The sequence below is a fragment of the Nocardioides turkmenicus genome (assembly GCF_011045035.1).
In the GTDB taxonomy this organism is placed as follows: domain Bacteria; phylum Actinomycetota; class Actinomycetes; order Propionibacteriales; family Nocardioidaceae; genus Nocardioides; species Nocardioides turkmenicus.
Genome location: NZ_JAALAA010000015.1, coordinates 23,117 through 43,080, shown reverse-complemented (window position 1 = coordinate 43,080; position 19,964 = coordinate 23,117). Strand labels below are relative to the sequence as shown.

The 19,964-nt window shown below is 71.0% G+C and carries 19 protein-coding genes; 9 read left to right on the top strand and 10 right to left on the bottom strand.

The annotated features are described in order from the left end of the window. Positions 1 to 22: 22 nt before the first annotated feature. Positions 23 to 871 carry a PAC2 family protein gene (locus tag G5C66_RS17530; RefSeq protein WP_165112249.1) on the top strand — a complete coding sequence of 283 codons (849 nt, stop codon included), beginning with the start codon at positions 23 to 25 and terminating at the stop codon, positions 869 to 871. 73 nt (positions 872 to 944) lie between these two features. Here G5C66_RS17530 and mshC read toward each other — a convergent pair whose 3' ends face one another. Genes mshC through G5C66_RS17510 form a run of 4 tightly spaced genes read right to left on the bottom strand, consistent with a single transcriptional unit; the run spans position 945 to position 4,361 of the window. Further along, on the bottom strand, positions 945 to 2,177 hold the full coding sequence (gene mshC, locus G5C66_RS17525) for a cysteine--1-D-myo-inosityl 2-amino-2-deoxy-alpha-D-glucopyranoside ligase (protein ID WP_165112248.1): 1,233 nt from the start codon (positions 2,175 to 2,177) through the stop codon (positions 945 to 947). A 32-nt stretch (positions 2,178 to 2,209) separates the two neighbouring features. Continuing rightward, positions 2,210 to 2,995: an SCO1664 family protein gene (locus G5C66_RS17520; RefSeq protein WP_338144214.1), complete on the bottom strand. Its 786-nt coding sequence runs from the start codon at positions 2,993 to 2,995 to the stop codon at positions 2,210 to 2,212. A 4-nt stretch (positions 2,996 to 2,999) separates the two neighbouring features. Continuing rightward, positions 3,000 to 3,605, bottom strand: coding sequence for a DUF3090 domain-containing protein (locus G5C66_RS17515; protein ID WP_206444238.1), 606 nt, complete (start codon positions 3,603 to 3,605; stop codon positions 3,000 to 3,002). Positions 3,606 to 3,614: 9 nt separating this feature from the next. Then, positions 3,615 to 4,361, bottom strand: coding sequence for a histidine phosphatase family protein (locus tag G5C66_RS17510; protein ID WP_206444250.1), 747 nt, complete (start codon positions 4,359 to 4,361; stop codon positions 3,615 to 3,617). A gap of 78 nt (positions 4,362 to 4,439) precedes the next feature. On the opposite strand from G5C66_RS17510, the gene corA reads away from it, so the two are divergent. After that, positions 4,440 to 5,420 carry a magnesium/cobalt transporter CorA gene (gene corA, locus G5C66_RS17505; protein WP_165112246.1) on the top strand — a complete coding sequence of 327 codons (981 nt, stop codon included), beginning with the start codon at positions 4,440 to 4,442 and terminating at the stop codon, positions 5,418 to 5,420. Between the two features lie 8 nt (positions 5,421 to 5,428). On the opposite strand, the gene G5C66_RS17500 is transcribed toward corA, so the two are convergent. The 3 genes from G5C66_RS17500 to G5C66_RS17490 are packed head-to-tail and all read right to left on the bottom strand — an operon-like array spanning position 5,429 to position 7,766. Continuing rightward, complete coding sequence (locus G5C66_RS17500; protein WP_165112245.1) at positions 5,429 to 5,650, bottom strand: hypothetical protein; 222 nt, start codon at positions 5,648 to 5,650, stop codon at positions 5,429 to 5,431. Between the two features lie 15 nt (positions 5,651 to 5,665). Beyond that, positions 5,666 to 6,922, bottom strand: coding sequence for a threonine ammonia-lyase IlvA (gene ilvA, locus G5C66_RS17495; RefSeq protein ID WP_165112244.1), 1,257 nt, complete (start codon positions 6,920 to 6,922; stop codon positions 5,666 to 5,668). 19 nt (positions 6,923 to 6,941) lie between these two features. Next, on the bottom strand, positions 6,942 to 7,766 hold the full coding sequence (locus G5C66_RS17490; RefSeq protein WP_165112243.1) for an undecaprenyl-diphosphate phosphatase: 825 nt from the start codon (positions 7,764 to 7,766) through the stop codon (positions 6,942 to 6,944). Positions 7,767 to 7,887: 121 nt separating this feature from the next. Between G5C66_RS17490 and G5C66_RS17485 the strand changes: the two genes are divergently transcribed. Next, on the top strand, positions 7,888 to 8,838 hold the full coding sequence (locus G5C66_RS17485) for an aldo/keto reductase (RefSeq protein WP_165112242.1): 951 nt from the start codon (positions 7,888 to 7,890) through the stop codon (positions 8,836 to 8,838). 4 nt (positions 8,839 to 8,842) lie between these two features. Here G5C66_RS17485 and G5C66_RS17480 read toward each other — a convergent pair whose 3' ends face one another. Beyond that, the gene (locus G5C66_RS17480; protein WP_165112241.1) at positions 8,843 to 9,973 is read right to left on the bottom strand and encodes a PucR family transcriptional regulator; all 1,131 of its coding nucleotides are present in this window, start codon (positions 9,971 to 9,973) and stop codon (positions 8,843 to 8,845) included. A gap of 151 nt (positions 9,974 to 10,124) precedes the next feature. Here G5C66_RS17480 and G5C66_RS17475 point away from each other — a divergent pair, with 151 nt between their 5' ends. The 6 genes from G5C66_RS17475 (at position 10,125) to G5C66_RS17450 (ending at position 15,509) form a co-directional block, all read left to right on the top strand. Beyond that, positions 10,125 to 11,528, top strand: a complete 1,404-nt coding sequence (locus G5C66_RS17475; RefSeq protein WP_165112240.1) for a flavin-containing monooxygenase — start codon at positions 10,125 to 10,127, stop codon at positions 11,526 to 11,528. Then, positions 11,525 to 12,358 carry an SDR family NAD(P)-dependent oxidoreductase gene (locus G5C66_RS17470; protein WP_165112239.1) on the top strand — a complete coding sequence of 278 codons (834 nt, stop codon included), beginning with the start codon at positions 11,525 to 11,527 and terminating at the stop codon, positions 12,356 to 12,358. Before G5C66_RS17475 ends, G5C66_RS17470 begins: the two co-directional genes overlap by 4 nt. Next, positions 12,355 to 13,686 (top strand): MFS transporter, encoded by a 1,332-nt coding sequence (locus G5C66_RS17465; RefSeq protein WP_206444237.1) that lies wholly within the window; start codon positions 12,355 to 12,357, stop codon positions 13,684 to 13,686. The genes G5C66_RS17470 and G5C66_RS17465 overlap by 4 nt, the downstream gene beginning before the upstream one ends. Positions 13,687 to 13,752: 66 nt before the next feature. Next, entirely contained in the window at positions 13,753 to 13,971 is a 219-nt protein-coding gene (locus G5C66_RS17460) for a DUF5703 family protein (RefSeq protein ID WP_165112238.1), read from the top strand. Positions 13,972 to 14,017: 46 nt separating this feature from the next. Further along, complete coding sequence (locus G5C66_RS17455) at positions 14,018 to 14,575, top strand: histidine phosphatase family protein (protein ID WP_165112237.1); 558 nt, start codon at positions 14,018 to 14,020, stop codon at positions 14,573 to 14,575. A gap of 88 nt (positions 14,576 to 14,663) precedes the next feature. Then, complete coding sequence (locus G5C66_RS17450) at positions 14,664 to 15,509, top strand: phosphotransferase family protein (protein WP_165112236.1); 846 nt, start codon at positions 14,664 to 14,666, stop codon at positions 15,507 to 15,509. 61 nt (positions 15,510 to 15,570) lie between these two features. Here the strand turns inward: G5C66_RS17450 and G5C66_RS17445 are convergent, their stop codons facing one another. Both G5C66_RS17445 and G5C66_RS17440 read right to left on the bottom strand, forming a co-directional pair. Continuing rightward, on the bottom strand, positions 15,571 to 18,501 hold the full coding sequence (locus G5C66_RS17445; RefSeq protein WP_165112235.1) for a M36 family metallopeptidase: 2,931 nt from the start codon (positions 18,499 to 18,501) through the stop codon (positions 15,571 to 15,573). A 103-nt stretch (positions 18,502 to 18,604) separates the two neighbouring features. Next, positions 18,605 to 19,897 (bottom strand): M20/M25/M40 family metallo-hydrolase, encoded by a 1,293-nt coding sequence (locus G5C66_RS17440; RefSeq protein WP_165112234.1) that lies wholly within the window; start codon positions 19,895 to 19,897, stop codon positions 18,605 to 18,607. Positions 19,898 to 19,964: the final 67 nt, after the last annotated feature.

The following is a 19,964-nucleotide window of genomic DNA, read 5'->3' as shown; positions in this document are numbered from 1 at the left end:
TGCTCATGACTAGGGTGGAGACGTGATCGAGATCGAAGAGACCCGCGACCTGGTCGATCCTGTGGTGATCGCCGCGTTCGAGGGATGGAACGACGCGGCCGACGCCGCCTCCGGCACGGTTGACCACCTGATGGACGTCTGGCACGCGCGCGTCGTGGCCGAGATCGACCCCGAAGACTTCTACGACTACCAGGTCAACCGGCCGACCACCGGCGTCGACGAGAACGGGTTCCGTACGATCACCTGGCCCACCACCCAGATCGCCGTCTGCTCGCCGCCCGACCTCGACCGCGACATCATCCTGATCCGCGGCATCGAGCCCAACATGCGCTGGAAGCAGTTCGTCAGCGAGATCCTGGAGTGCGTCGACGACCTCGGCGGTCAGCTCGTGGTCACTCTCGGCGCGCTCCTCGCCGACGCGCCGCACACCCGCCCGATCCCGGTCTCCGGCACCGCCACCGAGCCCGATCTCGTCGACCGGCTCAAGCTCGACTCGCCCTCCTACGAGGGACCGACCGGCATCGTCGGCGTGATCCAGGAGGCCTGCGTCCAGAGCGACATCCCCGCGGTCTCCTACTGGGCCGCGGTCCCCCACTACGTCGCCGCCCCGCCCTGCCCCAAGGCCACCCTCGCGATCGTCAACAAGCTCGAGGACCTGCTGCAGTGCTCCATCCCCCTCGGCGACCTCCCCGAAGACTCCCGAGCCTGGGAGCGCGGCGTCAACGACCTCGCCGAGGAGGACGAGGACGTCTCCGACTACGTACGCTCCCTGGAGGAGGCCCGCGACACCGCCGACCTCCCCGAGGCCTCCGGCGACGCGATCGCCCGGGAGTTCGAGCGGTATCTCAAGCGGCGCTCGGACGACTCCTAGCCGCCGAAGCGTCGCCTACGTCGGCCGAGCCGTCACCACCGTGACGTCTCGGCCGACGTACCTGACGTCTCGGCTAGAGCTTGATGCCCAGCGCCGCGTCGACGAGCTCGGCGATGGTCTCGCCGGCGAGAGCGTCGGAGGTCTCGGCGAGACCGTCCTTACCGAGGGTGGCGGCGACCCAGGCGTCGACGGCCTCGACGGCGCGCGGGGCGTCCAGGTCGTCGGCCAGGGCGCCCAGCACCGTCTCGACCACCGGCGCCGCGGGGGCGCCGCGGCCGAGGGCGACGGCCTTGCGCCACTCGGCGATCTGGTCGACGGCGTCGAAGAGCTTGGCGTCGGTCCACTCCCAGTCGTCGCGGTAGTGGTGGCCCAGGAGCACCAGCCGGATAGCCATCGGGTCGATCTCGGAGTTGCGCAGGGCGGAGACGAAGACCAGGTTGCCGCGCGACTTGGACATCTTGTGGCCGTCGTAAGCCACCATCCCGCCGTGGGTGTAGATCTCGGCGAACTCCTTGCCCGCGGAGCGGGCGTGGGAGCCGGACATCTCGTGGTGCGGGAAGACCAGGTCGGAGCCGCCGGCCTGGACGGTGAACCCGGCCCCGAGGTGCTCGAGCGCGATGGCGGTGCACTCGATGTGCCAGCCGGGACGGCCCGGACCGTACGGCGAGGGCCAAGACGGCTCGCCGGGACGCTTGGCGCGCCACAGGAGCGGGTCGAGCGGGTCCTTCTTGCCGGCCCGCTCGGGGTCGCCGCCGCGCTCGCCGAAGAGCGCGAGCATCTCCTCGCGAGACATCCGCGACTCGTCACCGAAGGCGTCGTCGACGGCGACCGAGGCGTAGACGTCGTCGTCGACCTTGTAGATGGCGCCGGCCTCCTCGAGCTCGCCGATCAGCGAGAGCACCAGCGGGATCGACTCGACGGCGCCGATGTAGTGCTGCGGCGGGACGACCCGCAACGCCTCCATGTCCTGCCGGAACAGCTCGGTCTCCCGCTCGGCGAGCGCCTCCCACTCGATCCCGACCTTGTCGGCACGCTCGAGCAGCGGGTCGTCGACGTCGGTGACGTTCTGGGTGTAGCCGACCTCGTAGCCGGCGTTCAGCCACGCCCGGTGGAGCAGATCGAAGGCGACGTAGGTGTTGGCGTGGCCCATGTGGGTCGCGTCGTAGGGGGTGATGCCACAGACGTACAGCGAGCGGCGGCCCTGACCCTGCGTCGGGACCACCGCGTCCCGCTGATGGTCATAGAGCTGCACCTCGGGCCCTTTGACGGACAGTTCTGGGACATCGGGTGCAGACCATGCGCGCATGGGTGCAGCCTACTTGGCAGACCTCAGCTGTCTCAGAAAGGCGGCCACGGGATGACATGGCGGTCGTATCCCGGCCGCGGGAAGGCACCCTCGGAGAGCAGCCGCTCGCAGCGGAGACCGAGCGCCTCGACCTCCCCACCCGAGAGGTACGCAGCCAGCGCCCGCCCCAGCGGGCCCGACAGCCCCGCGTGGACCGTCCGGATACCGGAGATCTCCTCCTCGGAGAAGCCCAGCCCCTGCCATCCCCACAGCACCGTGCGGAGTTTCGGCTCGTCGTGGAAGGTCAGCCCGTGGTCGCAGCCGTAGCGGCGGCCACCGGCGACCGGCAGGACGTGACCGCCCTTGCGGTCGGCGTTGTTGGTGATCGCGTCGAAGACCGCCATCCGGCGCAGCTCGGGCGTGTCCTCGTGCACCAGGGAGACGACCCGGTCGTGCTCGTCGAAGCCGTCGGAGACCCTCAGGTAGCCGGAGGGGATCTCTCCCTCGGGCACGATCGTGACCGGCTCGACGCTCTCGTCGGCATGGACCCAGCGCTGGATCATGCCGGGGCCGTGCGGTCCGTCCCCGAGCCAGGTCTTCGGGACGACCGACCAGCCCAGCGCCTCGGAGACCAGGTAGGAGGCGACCTCGCGGTGGGCGAGGTTGCCGTCGGGGAAGTCCCACAGCGGCCGCTCCCCCGCGATCGGCTTGTAGACCACCTCGGTCTCGCCGAGCGTGGCCAGGAACGTCGCGTTGGAAGCCGTCGTCAGTCGCCCGACGAGCTCCATGGCGCCGTCGCATCGCGACGCACCGTGCTCGATCTCCGGGGCCGGGTCCACAGGATCAGACCGGGTCGCGCCGCTTGAACCCGTTCGCCCGGACGCACAGGTGGCCGTCGGGGTCGATCGGGTTGCCGCAGAACGGGCAGTTCGGACGCCCGGCGCCCAGCACTGCCTCGGCACGCTTGACGAAGGCACGGGCGTTGCGCGGGGCGATCCGCACCAGGAGCACCTCGTCGGGCTCCGGCTCGTCGAGCTCGATCGCGGCCACGGCGTCCTCGTCGACGAGCGCGCCGGTCTCGTCGACCTCGGCGATGATCTCGGTCTCGTTGATCGGGAAGACCTCGAGGACGACCTTGTCCTCGTCCGGGTCCCAGGCCAGCGTCATCGTGCCGGCGCGGAACTCCTCCTCGATCGGCTGCTCCAGCGGACCGTTGTCGTCGAGCTCGAAGGGAGCAACCGCCGGCACCACGGCCGGCGCCGACTTCATCACCTCGTCGAGGAGCTCGTCGAGCCGCTCGGCGAGCACGGTGACCTGCTGCTTCTCCAGAGCCACGGAGACGACCCGCGCTCCCTCACGTGCCTGGAGGAAGAACGTACGCGCTCCGGGCTCGCCGACGGTGCCGACGACGAATCGTTCGGGCGGGTCGAAGGCGTGCATCACAGGCATGCTCAAACCTTATCCAGCACCACCCAGTTCATTGCCAGTCAAACCGTCGCCCGGACCCGAGCCACCACCCACGACGGCGTCCTCGTTGCGGCGGCGCGACGACTTGCGTCCCCTCTTGGGCGGGGCCTTCGGAGCGAGCCAGGACAGGTCCCCCGCGTGCGTGTTCGTGGCCAGGACCGACGGACGCCCCTCGCCGTAGCGGACCACGGAGATCGAGGCCGGGTCGACGTGCAGCCGCTGGAAGAGGTCCAGGTGCATGCCGAGCGCGTCGGCCAGGATCGACTTGATCAGGTCGCCGTGGCTCACGCACAGCCAGACCGCCGCGTCGCCGTGCGCCGCGGTGACGGCGGCGTCGTGGCGGCGTACGGCCTCGACGCCCCGAGCCTGCATCGCGGCCATCGACTCGCCGCCGGGGAAGGTGACCGCGGAGGGCTGGGTCTGCACCGTCTTCCACAGCTTGCGGCGCGCCAGCGTGGAGATCTTCTCGCCCTGCCACTCGCCGTAGTCGCACTCGGACACGCCGTCCTCGACGACGACGGCCGGCAGCTCGGCGCGTCCCTCCAGGATCACCGACAGCGTCTGCTGACAGCGCTCCATCGGGCTGGTGACCGCAAGGGCCAGCGGGACCGGCGCGATCCGCTCGGCGGCCTTCGCGGCCTGCTCCAGGCCGCGCTCGTCCAGCCGCACCCCGGGAAGTCGTCCGGCCAGGGTGCCGGATGCGTTCGCCGTCGTACGGCCGTGTCTCACCAGGATCATCGTCGCCACGGTTGGCGACCCTACCGATCCCGCCGAAGCATGCTCTCAGTGCCGGGCCGCATGCCCTAACCTGACAACGTGATCGTCGACAGCGCCTTGTATCGCGCCGGTGAGCGCGACAGGACCGACTGCGCGCCCCACGACTACGCGAAGCTGCGCAGCGGCGTGCAGGACGAGGGCGACTTCGTCTGGCTCGGTCTCTACCAGCCCAGCCAGTACGAGCTCGACGAGGTCGCCCAGGCCTTCGACCTGCACCCGCTCGCCGTCGAGGACGCGCTCACCGCCCACCAGCGGCCGAAGCTGGAGCGCTACGAGGGCGGGATGTTCCTCGTCGTCAAGACGCTCTGGTACGTCGATGCCGAGGACGCCGTCGAGACCGGCGAGGTCGCCTTCTTCATCGGGTCCGACTACGTGATCACGGTCCGCCACGGCCGCGGCTCCCGGCTCGCCCCCGCCCGCGAGCTGCTCGAGGCCAACGACGAGCAGCTTCTCACCGAAGGTCCCTACTCTGCGGTCCACGCGGTCGTCGACTACATCGTCGACGGCTACGTCGACGTCGCCAGCGAGCTCACCAAGGACGTCGACGAGGTCGAGACCTCCGTCTTCTCCGACGAGCGCACCCACGACTCCGCCCGCATCTACCGGCTGCGTCGCGAGCTCGCCGAGGTACGCCGGGCCGTGATGCCGCTGCGCGAGCCAGTGCGCCGCTTCGCCAACGGCGAGGGTGGGATCGACCCCGACCTGCGTCCCTACTTCCGCGACGTCCTCGACCACCTCTCCTCCATCGTGGAGTCGATCGAGAACCTCGAGACCCTGCTCTCCTCGGCCTTCGAGGCCCATCTCGCCCAGCTCTCGCTGCAGCAGAACGACGACATGCGCAAGATCTCCGCGGGTGCGGCGATGATCGTGGTGCCGACCCTCATCGCCGGGATCTACGGGATGAACTTCACCTACATGCCCGAGCTCGACTGGAGGTTCGGCTACCCGTTCGCGCTCCTGCTGATGGGGAGCGTGATCGTCGGGATGTGGGTCTTCTTCCGCAAGTCCGGCTGGTTCTGACCGCGTCGTCAGCCTCTGCGCCACCACCTGCGCGGTCGTTGCTCCGCGGCCTCACGGGCGCACTCGCGCAGCTCGTAGGCAACGGCTCGATAGACGGTGGCCCACTGTTCCGCCGTGAGCCCGCCGACCTGAAGGTCACGACTTCTCGCGCTCGTGAAGACCTCTGCGTCCTCGGCGTACTTCTTCGCCTTCGCCTCGAGCCACGCAACGTGGCGGTCAGGGGTGCTCATCGCTGTCGGCGGACATCAGTGCAGGAAGGTGAACAGCGGCGAGTCGGGCTCGATCCGCTCGATGACCAGGTCGCTGGCGCCCATCCGCTCCAACAGCCCGTCGAGCCCGTCGGCGGAGTCGAGATCGATGCCGATCAGCGCGGGGCCGTGCTCGCGGTTGGACTTCTTGACGTACTCGAAGACCACGATGTCCTCACCGTCGGCGAGCACGTCGTCGAGGAACCCGCGCAGCGCGCCGGGGGCCTGTGGGAACGAGACCAGGAAGTAGTGGCGCAGGCCTTGGTGGATCAGCGCCCGCTCGAGCACGTCGGCGTAGCGGGAGACGTCGTTGTTGCCGCCGGAGAGGACGGCGCCGACGCGGGTGGCGCCGCGCAGGTCGATCTGCCCCAGGGCGGCCACCGCGAGCGCGCCGGCGGGCTCGGCGATGATCCCCTCGGTCTGGTAGAGCTCGAGCATCTCCACGCAGATCGCGCCGACCGGCACGGAGACGAGGTCGTCGACGTACTCCTTGACGATCGGGTACGTCACCTTCCCCGCGGTCGCCACCGCGGCGCCGTCCACGAACGTGTCGAGCGTGTCCAGGCGCACCGGCCCGCCGGCCTCGATCGCGGCGGCCATCGAGGCGGCGCCTTCGGGCTCGACGCCGATGATCCGGGTCTGCGGCCAGACCTCGCGTACCCAGGTCGCGACGCCCGAGGCGAGCCCGCCACCACCGACGGGCAGCAGCAGGACATCCAGCGGCGAGGAGACCTGAGAGGTCAGCTCGTAGCCGACGGTGCCCTGCCCCGCGATCGTGCGCGGGTCGTCGAAGGCGGAGACGTAGGTGGCGCCGAGACCGCGCCCGAGCTCGTAGGCGTAGGCGGAGGCCTCGTCGTAGGTCGAGCCGTGCAGCGTCAGGGTGACGTGGGCCCCGCCGAGCGCGGTGATCCGGTCGCGCTTCTGCTTGGGCGTGTTGGTCGGCACCACGATCTGCCCGGGCACGCCCAGCCGGGCGCACGAGATCGCCACGCCCTGGGCATGGTTGCCGGCAGAGGCACACACGACACCGCGCTCGAGCTCCTCGGGCGTCAGCGAGCTCATCAGGTTGTAGGCGCCGCGGACCTTGTAGGACCGCCCTAGCTGCAGGTCCTCGCGCTTGAGCAGGACCTCCGCGGCGTACCTCTCCGAGAGTCTGACCGACCGTTCGACCGCCGTGCGCGTGGCGATCGTGCGCGCGGCGGCTTCCTCGATCGCAGCGGGAGTTACGGCAGGCTTCTTGCCAGACTCAGACACATGCCTGAGTTTGTCACGATCACCACTCGGTGAGCACACCCACGCCGAGGAGCACCAGGACCGCGAGACCGAGGACGACCCGGTAGATCACGAACGGGGTGTAGGTGTTGTGGGAGAGGTACTTCAGCAGCCACGCGATCACGGCGTAGCCGAGCACGAACGAGACGATCGTGGCGACGATGGTCGGGCCCCAGCCGTAGAGGTTGGCGCCGTGGGCGATCTCGCCCATCTCGAACAGGCCCGCCCCGAAGACCGCCGGCAGCGCGAGGAGGAACGCGTAGCGGGTCACGGTGGCCCGCTCGTAGCCGAGCGCGCGGCCCATCGAGATCGTCGCTCCCGAGCGCGAGACGCCGGGGATCAGCGCACAGGCCTGGGCACAGCCCATCAGGATCGCGTCGCGCCAGGACAGGTCGTCGAACCGCCTCCGGTTGGCCCCGATCCGGTCGGCGAGGCCGAGGACGATGCCCATGACGACGAGCATGGTGCCGACGACGTACAGGCTGCGCAGGTCGTGCTCGATGATGTCCTTCAGCACGACCCCGGCCACCCCGATCGGGATCGAGCCGACGATGATGAACCAGCCCATCCGGGCGTCGGTGTGGCTGCGCAGCTCGGCGTTGAAGAGGCTCCGGAACCAGGTCACGATGATGTCGCGGATGTTGCGCCACATGTAGAAGACCACGGCCAGCTCGGTGCCGATCTGGATCACGGCCGTGAACGCCGCGCCGGGGTCTCCCCAGCCGAGCAGCTCGGGGAAGATGCGCAGGTGCGCGCTGGATGAGATGGGCAGGAACTCGGTGAGTGCCTGAAGGATGCCCAGTGCGATCGCCTGCAGATAATCCACGGGCGCAAACTCTAAAGGGCACGTACGCAGCCCCCGACCGCTGCCTCCCCGGCGGAGTGTCCGCCGTCACTGCCAGCGTGTCCGGCCGAGGCCTCGCGGCGGGCCCGGATAGATTGTCCCCATGCAGAGCCGACTCCTCGGAGCCACTGGGCTGCGAGTCTCGTCTCTCGCCCTGGGCACCATGACCTGGGGCAGCGTGACCGATGAGCACGAGGCCCGTGAGCAGCTGGCCGGCTTCACCGAGGCCGGCGGCACGCTCGTCGACACCGCTGCCGGCTACGGCGACGGGGCCTCCGAGAAGCTGCTCGGCTCGCTCCTCGCCGAGGGGGTCGTCGCCCGCGAGGACATCGTGCTGGCGACCAAGGGCGGGATCACCTGGCGCGGCGGCAACCGCGGCGTCGACACCTCCCGCGGCGGGCTGCTCACCGGGCTCGATGCCTCGCTGAAGCGGCTCGGTGTCGACCACGTCGACCTGTGGCAGGTGCACGTCTGGTCCCCCGAGGTGCCGATCGAGGAGACCCTCTCCGCGCTCGACATGGCGCTGAGCAGCGGGCGGGCCTCCTACGTCGGCGTCTCCAACTACACCGGGTGGCAGACCGCCCAGGCGGCGACCTGGCAGCGGTCCGTCCCGGGGCGGGCGACCCTGGCCTCGACGCAGGTGGAGTATTCCCTGCTCGCCCGCGACGTCGAGTACGAGGTGCTCCCGGCCGCCGAGGCGATGGGCATGGGTCTGCTGGCCTGGTCGCCGCTGGCCGGTGGCGTGCTCACCGGGAAGTACCGCACCGGCATCCCCTCGAACTCCCGCGGCGCCGACCCGACCTTCTCGGCTCGGGTGGACGCCTACGACGACGAACGCTCGCGCGGCATCGTCACCGCGGTCGCCAAGGCCGCCGAGGGCCTGGAGTGGACGCCGCTGCAGGTCTCGCTGGCCTGGGTCCGCGACCGTCCGGGCGTCACCGCGCCGATCATGGGGGCGCGTACGGCCGCCCAGCTCAAGGAGGCCCTCGAGGTCGCCGAGCTCACTCTGCCGCCCGAGATCGCGCTCGCGCTGGACGACGTCTCCGCGGTCTGACCGCTCAGGAGTCGGCCGTCCAGGCGTGGCACAACCACCACGCCGACACGGCGCCGAACGTACGGTGCGGGTCGATCCCGGTCACCGTCGCGAACCGCTGCACCCGGTTGCGGACGGTGTTCTCGTGGACGTAGAGGGCGCGGGCCACCGCGGCGGTGTCGCGGTCCGCCTCGAGCCAGGCGCGTACGGTCCGGGCCACCGCCTCGGCCGCGGACCCGAGCTCGCGGCGCGCCTCCCGATGCCGCAGGGTGAGGGCCTCGGCGAGGTCCGGTCGGGAGATCAGCGCGGCGATCGGCGCGACGTCACCGATGTGCACCGCGCCGGACAGGCCGGTCGCGTCGGCGGCCGGGACGACGGCCACCGCGAGCCGGTGCGCGACGCCGAGCTCCTCCGCGGCGACCGGTCCGGCGATCCCGACGACCGGGCTGGTCCCGCCCGGACGGAGCACCGGCGGACCGGGCACGACCGCGACCACGGCGTCGCCAACGGTCGCGGCGAGGCCGGGTCCGTTGCCGTCGGCCAGCCGCTGGACCGCGGCCGCGGACGCGGTGTCGCCGGATCGGGTGACCAGCACCCAGAGCCCGGCACCGGCGGCGAAGCCCCGCTCGGCGGCGGTGAGCGCGGCCGCGGAGCCGCCCTCGAGGAGCCGCCGCACCGCCTCCGCGTCGCGGTCCCAGACATCTCGGGTTCGAGGCGCCTCCCGGTGCGCTCGGATCAGCCGGGTGCGCACGGCGTCGGCCCAGTCGTCGTACAGCTCCCGGGCGTCCAGCAGGCTGTCGGCGGCGATCCCGGCCTCCTCGGCCAGCTCCCGGGTGCGGGCCCAGATGGCGCGCTCCGAGATCCGCACCGACCCGAGCACCACGTCGATCGGGATGCCCTGGCGCGACCGGTTGACGGCGAGCTGCTCGACGACGATCAGCTCCGCCTCGGTGGGCGCTCGCCGACCGGCCACCGCGCGCCCGGCCGCGGTGAGGAGCACCCGGGTGTGGCCGGTGATGTCCGAGACCGGCAGGGTGGCCGACTCCTCGACGTGGCTGCGGACCGCGGCGACGACGGCGGGGAGCAGGTCGTCGTCGGCCAGCACCCGTTCGATGAGGTCGACGACCGCCTCCCAGTCGCGCTGTCTGGTCGTCATGCGCCGATCATCGCCTGGATTGTGGCCCACCACAATCCAGGTCCTCAGATCGATGACCAGGGCCAGGGATCTCCGCGTCATCACACCCTAGGGTTGTGGCGACCACCACACGAGGCGTCTCGCCGCCAGGTCCGACCAGGAGAACGCACGCATGAGGGAGTCCGCCCGCGTCGCCGTCATCGGCGCCGGCGCAGCCGGCCTGGCCACGACGAAAGCGCTGCTCGACGTCGGGGCCGAGGTCGTGACGTACGAGAAGGGTGACCGCCCGGGCGGGCTGTGGAACCAGCACAACCGCAGCGGCCTCTCTGCCGCCTACGACTCGCTCCACCTCAACACCAGCAAGAGCCGCACCGAGTTCACCGACCACCCGATGTCGACGAGCTGGGTGGACTACCCGTCGGCGGAGCTGGTGGCCGTCTATCTCGCCGACTACGCCGACACCTTCGGGGTCACCGAGCGGATCCGCTTCGGCGCCACCGTCGTCGCCGTCGATCGCGAGGAATCCGGCCCGCACCGCGGCACCTGGACGGTGACCTGCGAGGACGGCACGACGGACCGGTACGACGCGGTGGTCGTCGCCAACGGGCACAACTGGGACCCGCGCTGGCCCTCGCCGGGCTACCCGGGCAGGTTCTCCGGCGTGCAGATGCACGCCCACGACTACCGCGACCCGGACGTCTTCCGCGACCGTCGCGTGCTCGTCGTCGGGATGGGCAACTCGGCGATGGACATCGCGGTCGACGCCTCCTACGTCGCCGCTTCACCGGTGCTGCTCTCGGCCCGTCACGGCGTCCACATCGTCCCGAAGTACCTGTTCGGCCGCCCCGCCGACGCCACCGGCGGCGCCATCGCGGGTCTCCCCTGGCGGATGCGTCAGCGGCTGGCGGAGACGATGCTGCGCCTCGCGGTGGGCCGACCCGAGGACTATGGCCTGCCGGCGCCGGCGGGCGGGTTGTTCCAGAACCATCCGACGATCAGCGACACGATCCTGCACCGCCTCACCCACGGCGAGGTCGTCGCCCGCACCGGGATCGAGCGCCTCGCCGGCGACCACGTCGTCTTCGCCGACGGCCGCACGGACAAGGTCGACACGATCGTGTGGGCGACCGGCTACCGGGTGACCATCCCCTTCCTCTCCGAGCGCTGGCTGGGCCCGGACCCGGAGAAGATGCAGCTGCACCACCGCGTCTTCCATCTCGACGACCCGAGCCTGGCCTTCGTCGGCCTGATGCAGTCGACCGGTGCCGCGCTGCCGGTCGTCGAGGCCCAGGCCAAGCTCGTCGCGGCACATCTCAGCGGGACGTACGCCCTCCCGGCAGAGGCCGAGCGGCGCCGCATCGCCGACCGAGCGCTGCGCGAGGCCCGGGCCCGCTGGGGCGAGAAGCGGCCGGCGATGCGCATCGACTTCGACGCGTACGTCGCCTCGGTCCCGCGCGAGCTGAAGACCGGCCGAAAGCGCCTCGATGCCGGCGCTTCCCCATTCGTGTCGCGGCTGGTCCCCCCGCAGCCGCGGCCCGCAACATCCACCGCAACCACCGATGAGGTCACCGCATGAGCAGCCTGCGCGACGCCACCGGTCTCCGTGTCCTGATCACGGGTGCCTCTGGCACCTTCGGCCGAGCCCTGGCCCGGGAGCTGACCGGCCGCGGGGCGCGGGTGGTGGGGCTCGACGTGGCGCCCCGTGACGACGACCCTGTGCCCGTGATCGCCTGCGATCTCACCGATGACGACGCGGTCCCCGCCGCCGTCGCGACCGCGATGGGACGCCTCGGCGGCCTCGACCTGCTGATCAACAACGCCGGCGTCGGCGGCCCGGCACCCGCCGAGCTGGCCCCCGGGGCTGAGGTACGCCGCCAGCTCGACATCAACCTGCTCGGCACCTGGCGGGTCAGTGCCGCATGCGTACCGGCCCTGGTCGCCTCACGCGGCCGGGTGGTGATGGTGGCGTCGCGGATGGCCGTCATGCAGCTGCCCTTCGCCGCGGCGTACGGCGCCTCCAAGCGCGCCATGGTCGCCTATGCCGACGCGCTGCGCCTCGAGCTCGGCACGCACGTCGGCGTCACCTGCGTCTACCCCTCGGCCGTGCGCAGCCCGATCCACGACTCCACCGCGGCGGCGGGTCTCTCGCTGGAGGGGATGAGCTCCTACGAGCCGCTCGAAGGCGTCGTCGACACGGTGCTCCGCGCAGCCTTGTCCCGGCGGACCCGGCGCGACCTGCCGACCACCCGTCGGGGAGCGGTGGAGCTCTTCCTCGCCCGCCACCTGCCCGCGCTCACCGACCGCATCGTGGCCCGCACCTTCGCCGCCCGGATCCGGTCCGGCGCGTTCGGCACGGCCGAGCTCGCCGCTCCGGCGGTCGAGCGCCACGCCGGGGCCGGCGCGTGACCACGACCGAGCAGGAGACGGCGAGAGCGGGCAACCTGCCGCTGGTCCAGTACGCCACCGGCTCGCTCGGGATGGGCGCGTGGGTGACCGTCCCCGGACTGCTCCTGCTCTACTTCCTGACGAACACACTCGGCGTCACGCCGCTCGTCGCGGGGCTGGCGCTGCTGGTGCCGAAGGTCATCGACGCGGTCATCCACCCGGTCTTCGGGACACTCTCGGACCGGGAGGCCCGGGGCCGCGGCCACCGTCGCGGCATGATGCGCTGGGGCCTGCTGCTCGGGCTCGCCATGGTCGCGATGTTCACCGTCCCCGGCGGCCTGCACGGCACTCCGGCGGCCCTGTGGGTCGCTGGCTTCTACATCATCGGGAACCTCTGCTTCGCGGCCTTCCAGGTCCCCTACCTGACCACGTCCTCGGACCTGCATGTCGGCTACCACGAGCGCACCCGTGTCTTCATGGTGCGGATGGTGCTGCTCACCGTCGGCCTGCTCGCCGCGGGCGTCGTGGCTCCGATCCTGGTCGCCGACGAGCAGCGGGACAGCTACACCCGGATGGCGCTGGTCTTCGCCGTCGTGATGGCGGCCACGGCCCTGGTCGCGCTTCGCGGCGTACGCCGGCTCAACGCCACCTGCGGGTTCCGCGAGCCTGCGGCGCACTCCCAGTCCGTCCTCGCTGACCTGCGGTTGGCGTGGGCAGACCGCGACTTCCGGCTGCTGGTGATCTCCTATCTGTTCACCGGCGCGACCACCCATCTGGTGCTGGCCGCGGTCCCGTTCTACGCCGAGCACGTGCTCGGCCGGTCCGGCCTGACCGCCGTCCTGATGGGGGCCTTCCTGGGCCCGGCGATGGTCACCTCGCCGCTGTGGCTGCGGCTCTCCCGGCGGATCGGCAAGCAGCGGGGCCTGCTGCTGGCCCAGGCGCTGTTCGTCCTCGGCACCGTTACCCTGGTCGTGGGCGACCGGATCCCCACCGCGCTGACCGTCGTGGTCGTCGTCCTGCTCGGTACGTCCTTCGCCGGCCTGCAGCTGCTGGCCTTCTCGATGGTGCCCGATGCCGTGGCCGCCGCGGAGCGGCGTCGCGAGTCCCGGGCGGGTGCCTACACCGGGGTGTGGACCGCCACCGAGGCGGTCGGCACCGCGGTCGGGCCCTACGTCTACTCCGCCGTCCTGGCGGTCGGCGGGTTCGCGGCGGCGGTGGACGGCGAGAGCGTGCCGCAGACCGCGGGCGCGGTCGATGCGGTGCTGGTCGGGTTCACCGTCGTACCTGCGGTCCTGATGTCGATCGCCTGGCTCGTCCAGCGACGCTGCGCGCTCGACCGGGCCGCGTAAATCGACGCGCGGGAACACCTGGTTGGGCACACTGGTTCTCCAGGCAGTCGAGAGAAGGAGACGTGCATGGCCCGAGCCGAACGCCGCCCACCCCGCCCGGGAGTGATGTGGGAGTACGACAAGGTGACCTTCTCGCGCGAGTTCTCCCGCAACATCGTGGCCAAGCTCCTGGTCGAGCGCGCCGAGCACGGCGGCTGGGAGCTCGACCGGGTGCGGATCACCGCCGACGGCACCCGCCGGGTGACGCTGCGCCGCAAGATCATCCGGCAGCGGCTGACCGTCTGAGCGCGTCTCCGCGCCCCTCTCGCCGAGAGACATTAAGGTCCTTGGCGTGATTCATCTCGTACGTCACGGCGAAGCCGCCGGCGAGGACGCGGCCGATCCCGGCCTCTCCGAGCACGGCCGCAACCAGGTCCAGGCCCTCGCCAACCGGCTGGCGTTCCGCCCGGTCCGTCAGGTGCTGCACGGTCCGAGCCGGCGTACGTCCGAGACCGCGCACATCCTCACCGAGAACCTCGGCGCCGGCGCGGCGGTCTCCGACCTGCTCGCCGACCGGACCCCGGTGCCGTCGCCGGAGCGGCGTGGCGACTATCCGACCCATCGCTGGGAGTGGTTCGAGGACGTACCCGAGGCCGAGCAGGACATCAACGGAGCCGAGCTCACCGACGCCTGGCACAAGCTCTGGTTCGACCACCACGACCAGGAGATCGTGCTGGTCACGCACGCGGTCGTGATCGCCTGGTTCGTCCGTCAGGTGCTCAATGCCCCGCCCGCGACCTGGATGCGGATCGGCCCGATCGGCAACGCGACCCTGACCAGCATCGGGCCGAACATCGCCGGTGAGCCCGTGGTCGAGACCTTCAACGCCGAGGTCGTCCTGCCGATCTGAGCCAAGCGGCGCCCACAAGGCGCCAACAACACGGACATGAGCCTGCGACACGGCACCGGAGCCTTGACCGCGCTGGCAGGATCCGCCCGTGACCTCGGCACTCGACACCCTGACCCCCACCCAGCGCGACCTTCTCGACCAGTGGCTCCCCGGAGCCGAGCTGGTCTCCGACCGGAGCGAGCTGCATCGCGCCGGAACCACCGCGCTCGTGCTCGCCTCCGGCGAGGACCGCTTCCTGGTGAAGACCACGACAGAAGGCGTACGCCACATCGACCGCGAGCTCGCCGCCTTCCGCAGCTGGCTGGCCCCGTGGAGCGAGGCCGGACGCGCGCCGTCGCTCGTCGAGGCCGACCGCAATGCCCGGATCATCGTGATGACCCATCTCGACGGCGAGCCGGCGACCACCTCGGCCGCCGTCCACGACCCCGAGATCTACCGCCAGGCCGGCGAGCTGCTGGCGACCTTCCACGGCCAGGCGAGCGTGGAGGACGAGGACTACGAGGCCGAGCTCAACGAACGCGCCGCGGGGTGGCTCGACGACGCCGGGCTGGACGCCGAACTCACCGAGCGGCTCCGCGAGGACCTCGACGGCTGGGAGGCTCCGGTCACGGTCCTGCGGCCGAGCCACGGTGACTGGCAGCCGTCGAGCTGGGTGCTCGACGGCGGCACGCTGCGCGTGGTCGACACCGGCCGGTTCGGCTTCCGTCCCGCGCTCTACGACCTCGGCCGGCTGTCCTCGCACGACTTCACCCGCAACGACGCCTTCGAGAAGGCGTTCCTCGACGGCTACGGGTCCGACCCGCGCGAGCCGGAGGCCTGGCACCGGCTCCGGGTGCGCGACGCGCTCTCCGTCGCCCGGTGGGCGCACCGCACCGGGCACGCCGAGGTCTCCGCGCTCAGCGCCGAGACGCTCGTCGGGCTGCTGGAGAAATGACCCTGACGGCGTGAGCCGGTCCTGACGCGTCGGCGTCAGGACCGGCTCACCGACGGTCTCGCTACGGCGTCAGGTTCGGCACCGCGTTGAACACCTGCAGCTCCGAGATCCGTACGAAGTCGGCGAACGCGCTGTTCTCGCCACAGTCGGTCGCAGCGTTGGGGTCGTTGTCCTGCTCACCGGCGTAGAGCGGATTGCCGGTGCACTGGCTGTCGACCACCTCGATGCGTACGTGCGTGGCCTTCGTCGGCGGGATCGCGAACGACCGCATGTTCAGCTTCGGCGAGGTCGGCCGGAACCTCCCGGCCGGGAACGCGTCCGCCGGGCTGCGGTAGGCCTCCTGGAACCCCTCCCCCGACGCACAGTCCGAGACGGTGTCGTCGCAGGTCAGGATGGCGAAGGACCGCAGCGCACTGAACCGGTTCTGGGTGCCGTCGTCGACATCGCCGGTGATCGCCGGACGCAGCAGCGCCGAGACGTTGACCTGCTTGACCGTCTGCGGGTCGGTGCCGGCCAGGTCCACGGTGACCTGCTTGCCCCGGACGCCGTCACGCGAGGCCCAGTTGGTGCCCTCGGTCTCGTCGATCAGCTTGTCGAGGTTGATCCCGTCGCCCCTGGCGCTCGCGCCAGCCGCGGAGGCGGCCAGGTTCCGCGGCATGTTCAGCTTGAGCTCGCTGCTCGACCCCGCCGGGAACGCCTTGGTGAACCGGTGGGCTCCCGCGCCCGCGCCGACCGCGACGAAGCGGAACGACGTGCCGGGCACGATCGAGAAGGTGTCGCCGAGCTCGGTGGCCGGATCGGTGTCGGCGACCGGCGTCGAGCGGGCCTCGTAGTCACCGACGTAGAGCTTGACCGGGCCGGTCACGGTGCCGACCGGGCGGAGACGTACGGTCGCATTCTTGGCGTAGGCGGAGGCGAAGGACGGCACCGGGTCGGTGTCGGCGCCGGAGGTCGACGTCGCATCCCGTCCGAGGCCGGACTCGGCGAACGCGTTCCAGAGGATGTCCTGGTTCCTGCCACCGAAGCGGACCAGGTCGGCCGCCAGCATGTTGTCGCGCATGTCGACGAAGCTCGGCTGACTGGTCGCCTGCAGCAGGAACGAGTCGAACATCAGCTGCACCCAGCGGCGCCCACCCGGGCACTCGGTGGCGTCGACCTCGCCGGCTGCGCACTGCTCGTTGAGCGCCTTCGAGCCCTCGCCGTAACGCTTGACGAAGGCCTTGCGCACCCGGAGCTGGGTCGCCGACCAGATCTCGCCGTCGGCGTGCACCTGCGGTCCGACCAGGTCGTAGCCGACGTCGGAGTAGTTGAGCGGGCTCCTGTCGAAGGCGTAGGACCGGATGCCGTTCTCCTCGTTGCCGGTCACGTACGCACCGGTCACCCACGGCGAGACGCCCGGCGCGCGATAGCCGGACTCGAAGAGATACTCGCCGGCGATCAGGTCGCCCCACGACTCACCCATCGCTCCGCCCTGCGGACCGCCGACACCAGCGTCCGGCCCGGCGATCATCCGGTTGGTGATCGCGTGGGTGTACTCGTGGCCGATGACGGTCATGTCGTAGTCGCCGTCGACGCACGGCGGGTACGCACCGCCCGCGATCGGCTGCCACAGATACATGTTGGTCGTCGGCGGGACGCCGTCGCGACCGGTGCCCTGGTTGGCGTTGTTGCGGCTGCCGGAGATGGCGCCCGACTGCGCGCGCCCGATCTCGGGGTCGCCCGCGCCGGTGGCACCGCTCAGGTTGACCCGCTGCATGTTCCACGCGTCCTCGGTGAAGCCGAGGTGGTAGGAGAAGTCGTGCATCCGGTTGTGCATCGCGAACAGGTTGCTGACCGCCGCGTCAGCGTCGTTGCGCTGCTCGCTCTCGAACACCGCCGGGTCGCACTTCGACTTCGCCCACTGGTCGGTGAACGCGTAGTGGTAGTTGCGGTCGGTCGCCGGCGCCGGACGCTTGTCGCTGCTCGCGTCGGTCCAGCGGATCACGTTGTCGGCCGAGTTCCCGGCCGTGGTGTTGGTGGTCTCGCCGGTGAGCAGGTCGAGGTCCCAGGGGTTGCCGCCGGCGGCCTCGCTCACGGCCCGCGCGCAACCGTCGATCGGCGTGGCGCACCACTGCACCCGGGTGTCCTGGCCGTCGGCCGGCGGGGTCGCCGGGAAGACCGACCAGGTCGGGTTGTCGGAGTCGTGGTCGACGTCGTCGGTGCGGATCAGCACCTCACCGCTGCGCGCGTCGACGAAGGAGGTGTAGGCCTCCGGCTCGGCACCCTCGGTCGAGGAGAAGACGACCTCGTACGCAGCGCGGGGCCCGTCCACGGTCGGGACCGCGACCTCGCGGACCGCCGGCTCGCCGGCCTCGCCCGCAGCCATGCTCACGTCGGCGAGCGCCTTGGCGACGGCCTCGCTCTTCGAGAGCGTCGCCGCGGCCGGCGCCGAGGTGTCTCGCGCGAGCGAGGAGGTGACCCGGACGACCTTGTCGTCGTGGAGCAGCACCGAGACCAGGCCGTCGTGGCCTGCGGGCAGATCACCGAACCGCTGCCGCAGCGTGACCACGGTGCCCTCGCCGATGCGCTTGACCAGCACCTTCTCCAGCGACTCGACCTCGGCGGCGGAGAGCCCGAAGAGGTCGTCGTTGTCGGCCAGATAGTCCCGCGCGCGCTCGGTCGGACTGCCGCTCAGGCCGCTGGCCAGGGCCTTCGCCGGCCCGACCGACGCAGGCGTCCCGAGCGCGTTCCAGCGTACGTCTGTGGGGGCTGCTGCCGCCGCCGAGCGCTGGCGGGCGGTCGGCTTGGCGGTCCCGTGGCGCCGGTCGGCGTCGTGATGCTCGGTGACGAGCGGGTCGCTGGGTTGGGCGTGGCGCGGCGCGTTGGCGAGGCCCGGCCCGGCCGCGGTTGCGGTGGTCGCGGTGAACCCGAGAGCGGAGGCAGCAGCCAGTGTGGTGACACCGGCGACGGCGATCCGTCCGTAGGCCCTCCGATGAATACGTGGGGAATCCATCGTCACTCCTGATGTGTAGGGTGGCGAGCGGTTGCTCGCAGCCGCCCAGACCTATCAGGAACTGAGCTCGGAGGAGGGGCGTTCGGCGAGAAAGTTTGCCGTCTCAGACCTCATCCAAGAAGCGGTCCATGACGCGCGCCCCGAACTGGAGCGCGTCCACCGGCACCCGCTCGTCCACGCCGTGGAAGAGCGCGGTGAAGTCGAGCTCCTCGGGGAGCCGCAGCGGCGCGAAGCCGTACGTCCTCATCCCGAGCCGCTTGAAGTGCTTGGCGTCGGTGCCGGCCGACATCAGGTAGGGCGCGACGAGGGCGTCGGGGTCCTCGGCGATCAGCGAGCGCTCCATGGCGGCGACCAGCGCGCCGTCGTAGGGGGTCTCCCACGGCATCTGGTTCTGGTCGAACTCGATGTCGATCCCCTCGCCGCACAGCTTCTGCAGCGTCTCGAAGAAGTCGTCCTCGAAGCCCGGAAGGAAGCGGCCGTCGACGTGGGCGGTGGCCTCGGTGGGGATCACGTTGACCTTGTAGCCGGCGCTGGTCATGGTCGGGTTGGTGACGTTGCGCAGGGTGGCTCCGATCATCCGGGCCGCCGGACCGAACTCCTCGACGAGCCGCTCGGCGTTCTCCGGGGTCGGCTCCTCCCCCGCGATCTCACCGACCGTGGCGAGCAGCGTCTGCATGGTCGGCGTCAGCTGCACCGGCCACTCGTGGGCGCCGATGCGGGCGATCGCGCCCGAGAGCCGGGTGATCGGGTTGTCGCGGTTGATCATCGAGCCGTGCCCGGCGGTGCCGCGGGCGGTCAGCTTCATCCAGGCCATGCCCTTCTCAGCCGCCTCGATCAGGTAGAGCCGCCGCCCCTTCACGGTCGTCGAGAAGCCGCCGACCTCACCGACCGCCTCGGTGCAGTGGGCGAGCAGGTCGGGGTGGTCCTCGACGAGCACGTGAGCACCCTTCATCCCGCCGGCCTCCTCGTCGGCGGTGAAGGCGAGCGTGATCGGGCGCTCAGGGATCCGGCCGGTGCGCTGGCGCTCGCGGACGACCGCGAGCAGCATCGCGTCGAAGTCCTTCATGTCGACGGCTCCGCGGCCCCAGACGTACCCGTCTTCGATCTCACCGGAGAACGGGTCGACCTGCCAGTCCTCGGCCGCGGCCGGGACGACGTCGAGGTGACCGTGCAGGAGGAGCCCGTCACCGGTCGAGCCGCCCCACTGCGCGACGACGGAGGCGCGGCCGTGCTCGGACTCGTAGATCTCGGAGGAGATCCCGACCTCGTCGAGCTGCGCCGCGACGTACTCGGCCGCCTTCCGCTCCCCCGGTCCGGGGTCGTTGCCGTAGTTGCTGGTGTCGATGCGGATCAGGTCACGGCAGAGGTCGACGACCTCGGTCTCGGCGCTGGTCATACCGCCACCGTATCGACCGGTGATGACAAACAGCCGCCTGACGTCCACCTATGCGACGGCAAAGGAT

Bases quoted from the DNA above. Each gene is read 5' to 3' on its own strand.
- G5C66_RS17500 (WP_165112245.1), bottom strand. From the start codon at position 5,650: ATGAGCACCCCTGACCGCCACGTTGCGTGGCTCGAGGCGAAGGCGAAG.
- G5C66_RS17485 (WP_165112242.1), top strand. From the start codon at position 7,888: ATGCAGAGCCGACTCCTCGGAGCCACTGGGCTGCGAGTCTCGTCTCTC.
- G5C66_RS17460 (WP_165112238.1), top strand. From the start codon at position 13,753: ATGGCCCGAGCCGAACGCCGCCCACCCCGCCCGGGAGTGATGTGGGAG.
- mshC (WP_165112248.1), bottom strand. From the start codon at position 2,177: ATGCGCGCATGGTCTGCACCCGATGTCCCAGAACTGTCCGTCAAAGGG.
- G5C66_RS17440 (WP_165112234.1), bottom strand. From the start codon at position 19,897: ATGACCAGCGCCGAGACCGAGGTCGTCGACCTCTGCCGTGACCTGATC.
- G5C66_RS17475 (WP_165112240.1), top strand. From the start codon at position 10,125: ATGAGGGAGTCCGCCCGCGTCGCCGTCATCGGCGCCGGCGCAGCCGGC.
- G5C66_RS17470 (WP_165112239.1), top strand. From the start codon at position 11,525: ATGAGCAGCCTGCGCGACGCCACCGGTCTCCGTGTCCTGATCACGGGT.
- G5C66_RS17515 (WP_206444238.1), bottom strand. From the start codon at position 3,605: ATGCCTGTGATGCACGCCTTCGACCCGCCCGAACGATTCGTCGTCGGC.
- G5C66_RS17445 (WP_165112235.1), bottom strand. From the start codon at position 18,501: ATGGATTCCCCACGTATTCATCGGAGGGCCTACGGACGGATCGCCGTC.
- G5C66_RS17480 (WP_165112241.1), bottom strand. From the start codon at position 9,973: ATGACGACCAGACAGCGCGACTGGGAGGCGGTCGTCGACCTCATCGAA.
- G5C66_RS17510 (WP_206444250.1), bottom strand. From the start codon at position 4,361: ATGATCCTGGTGAGACACGGCCGTACGACGGCGAACGCATCCGGCACC.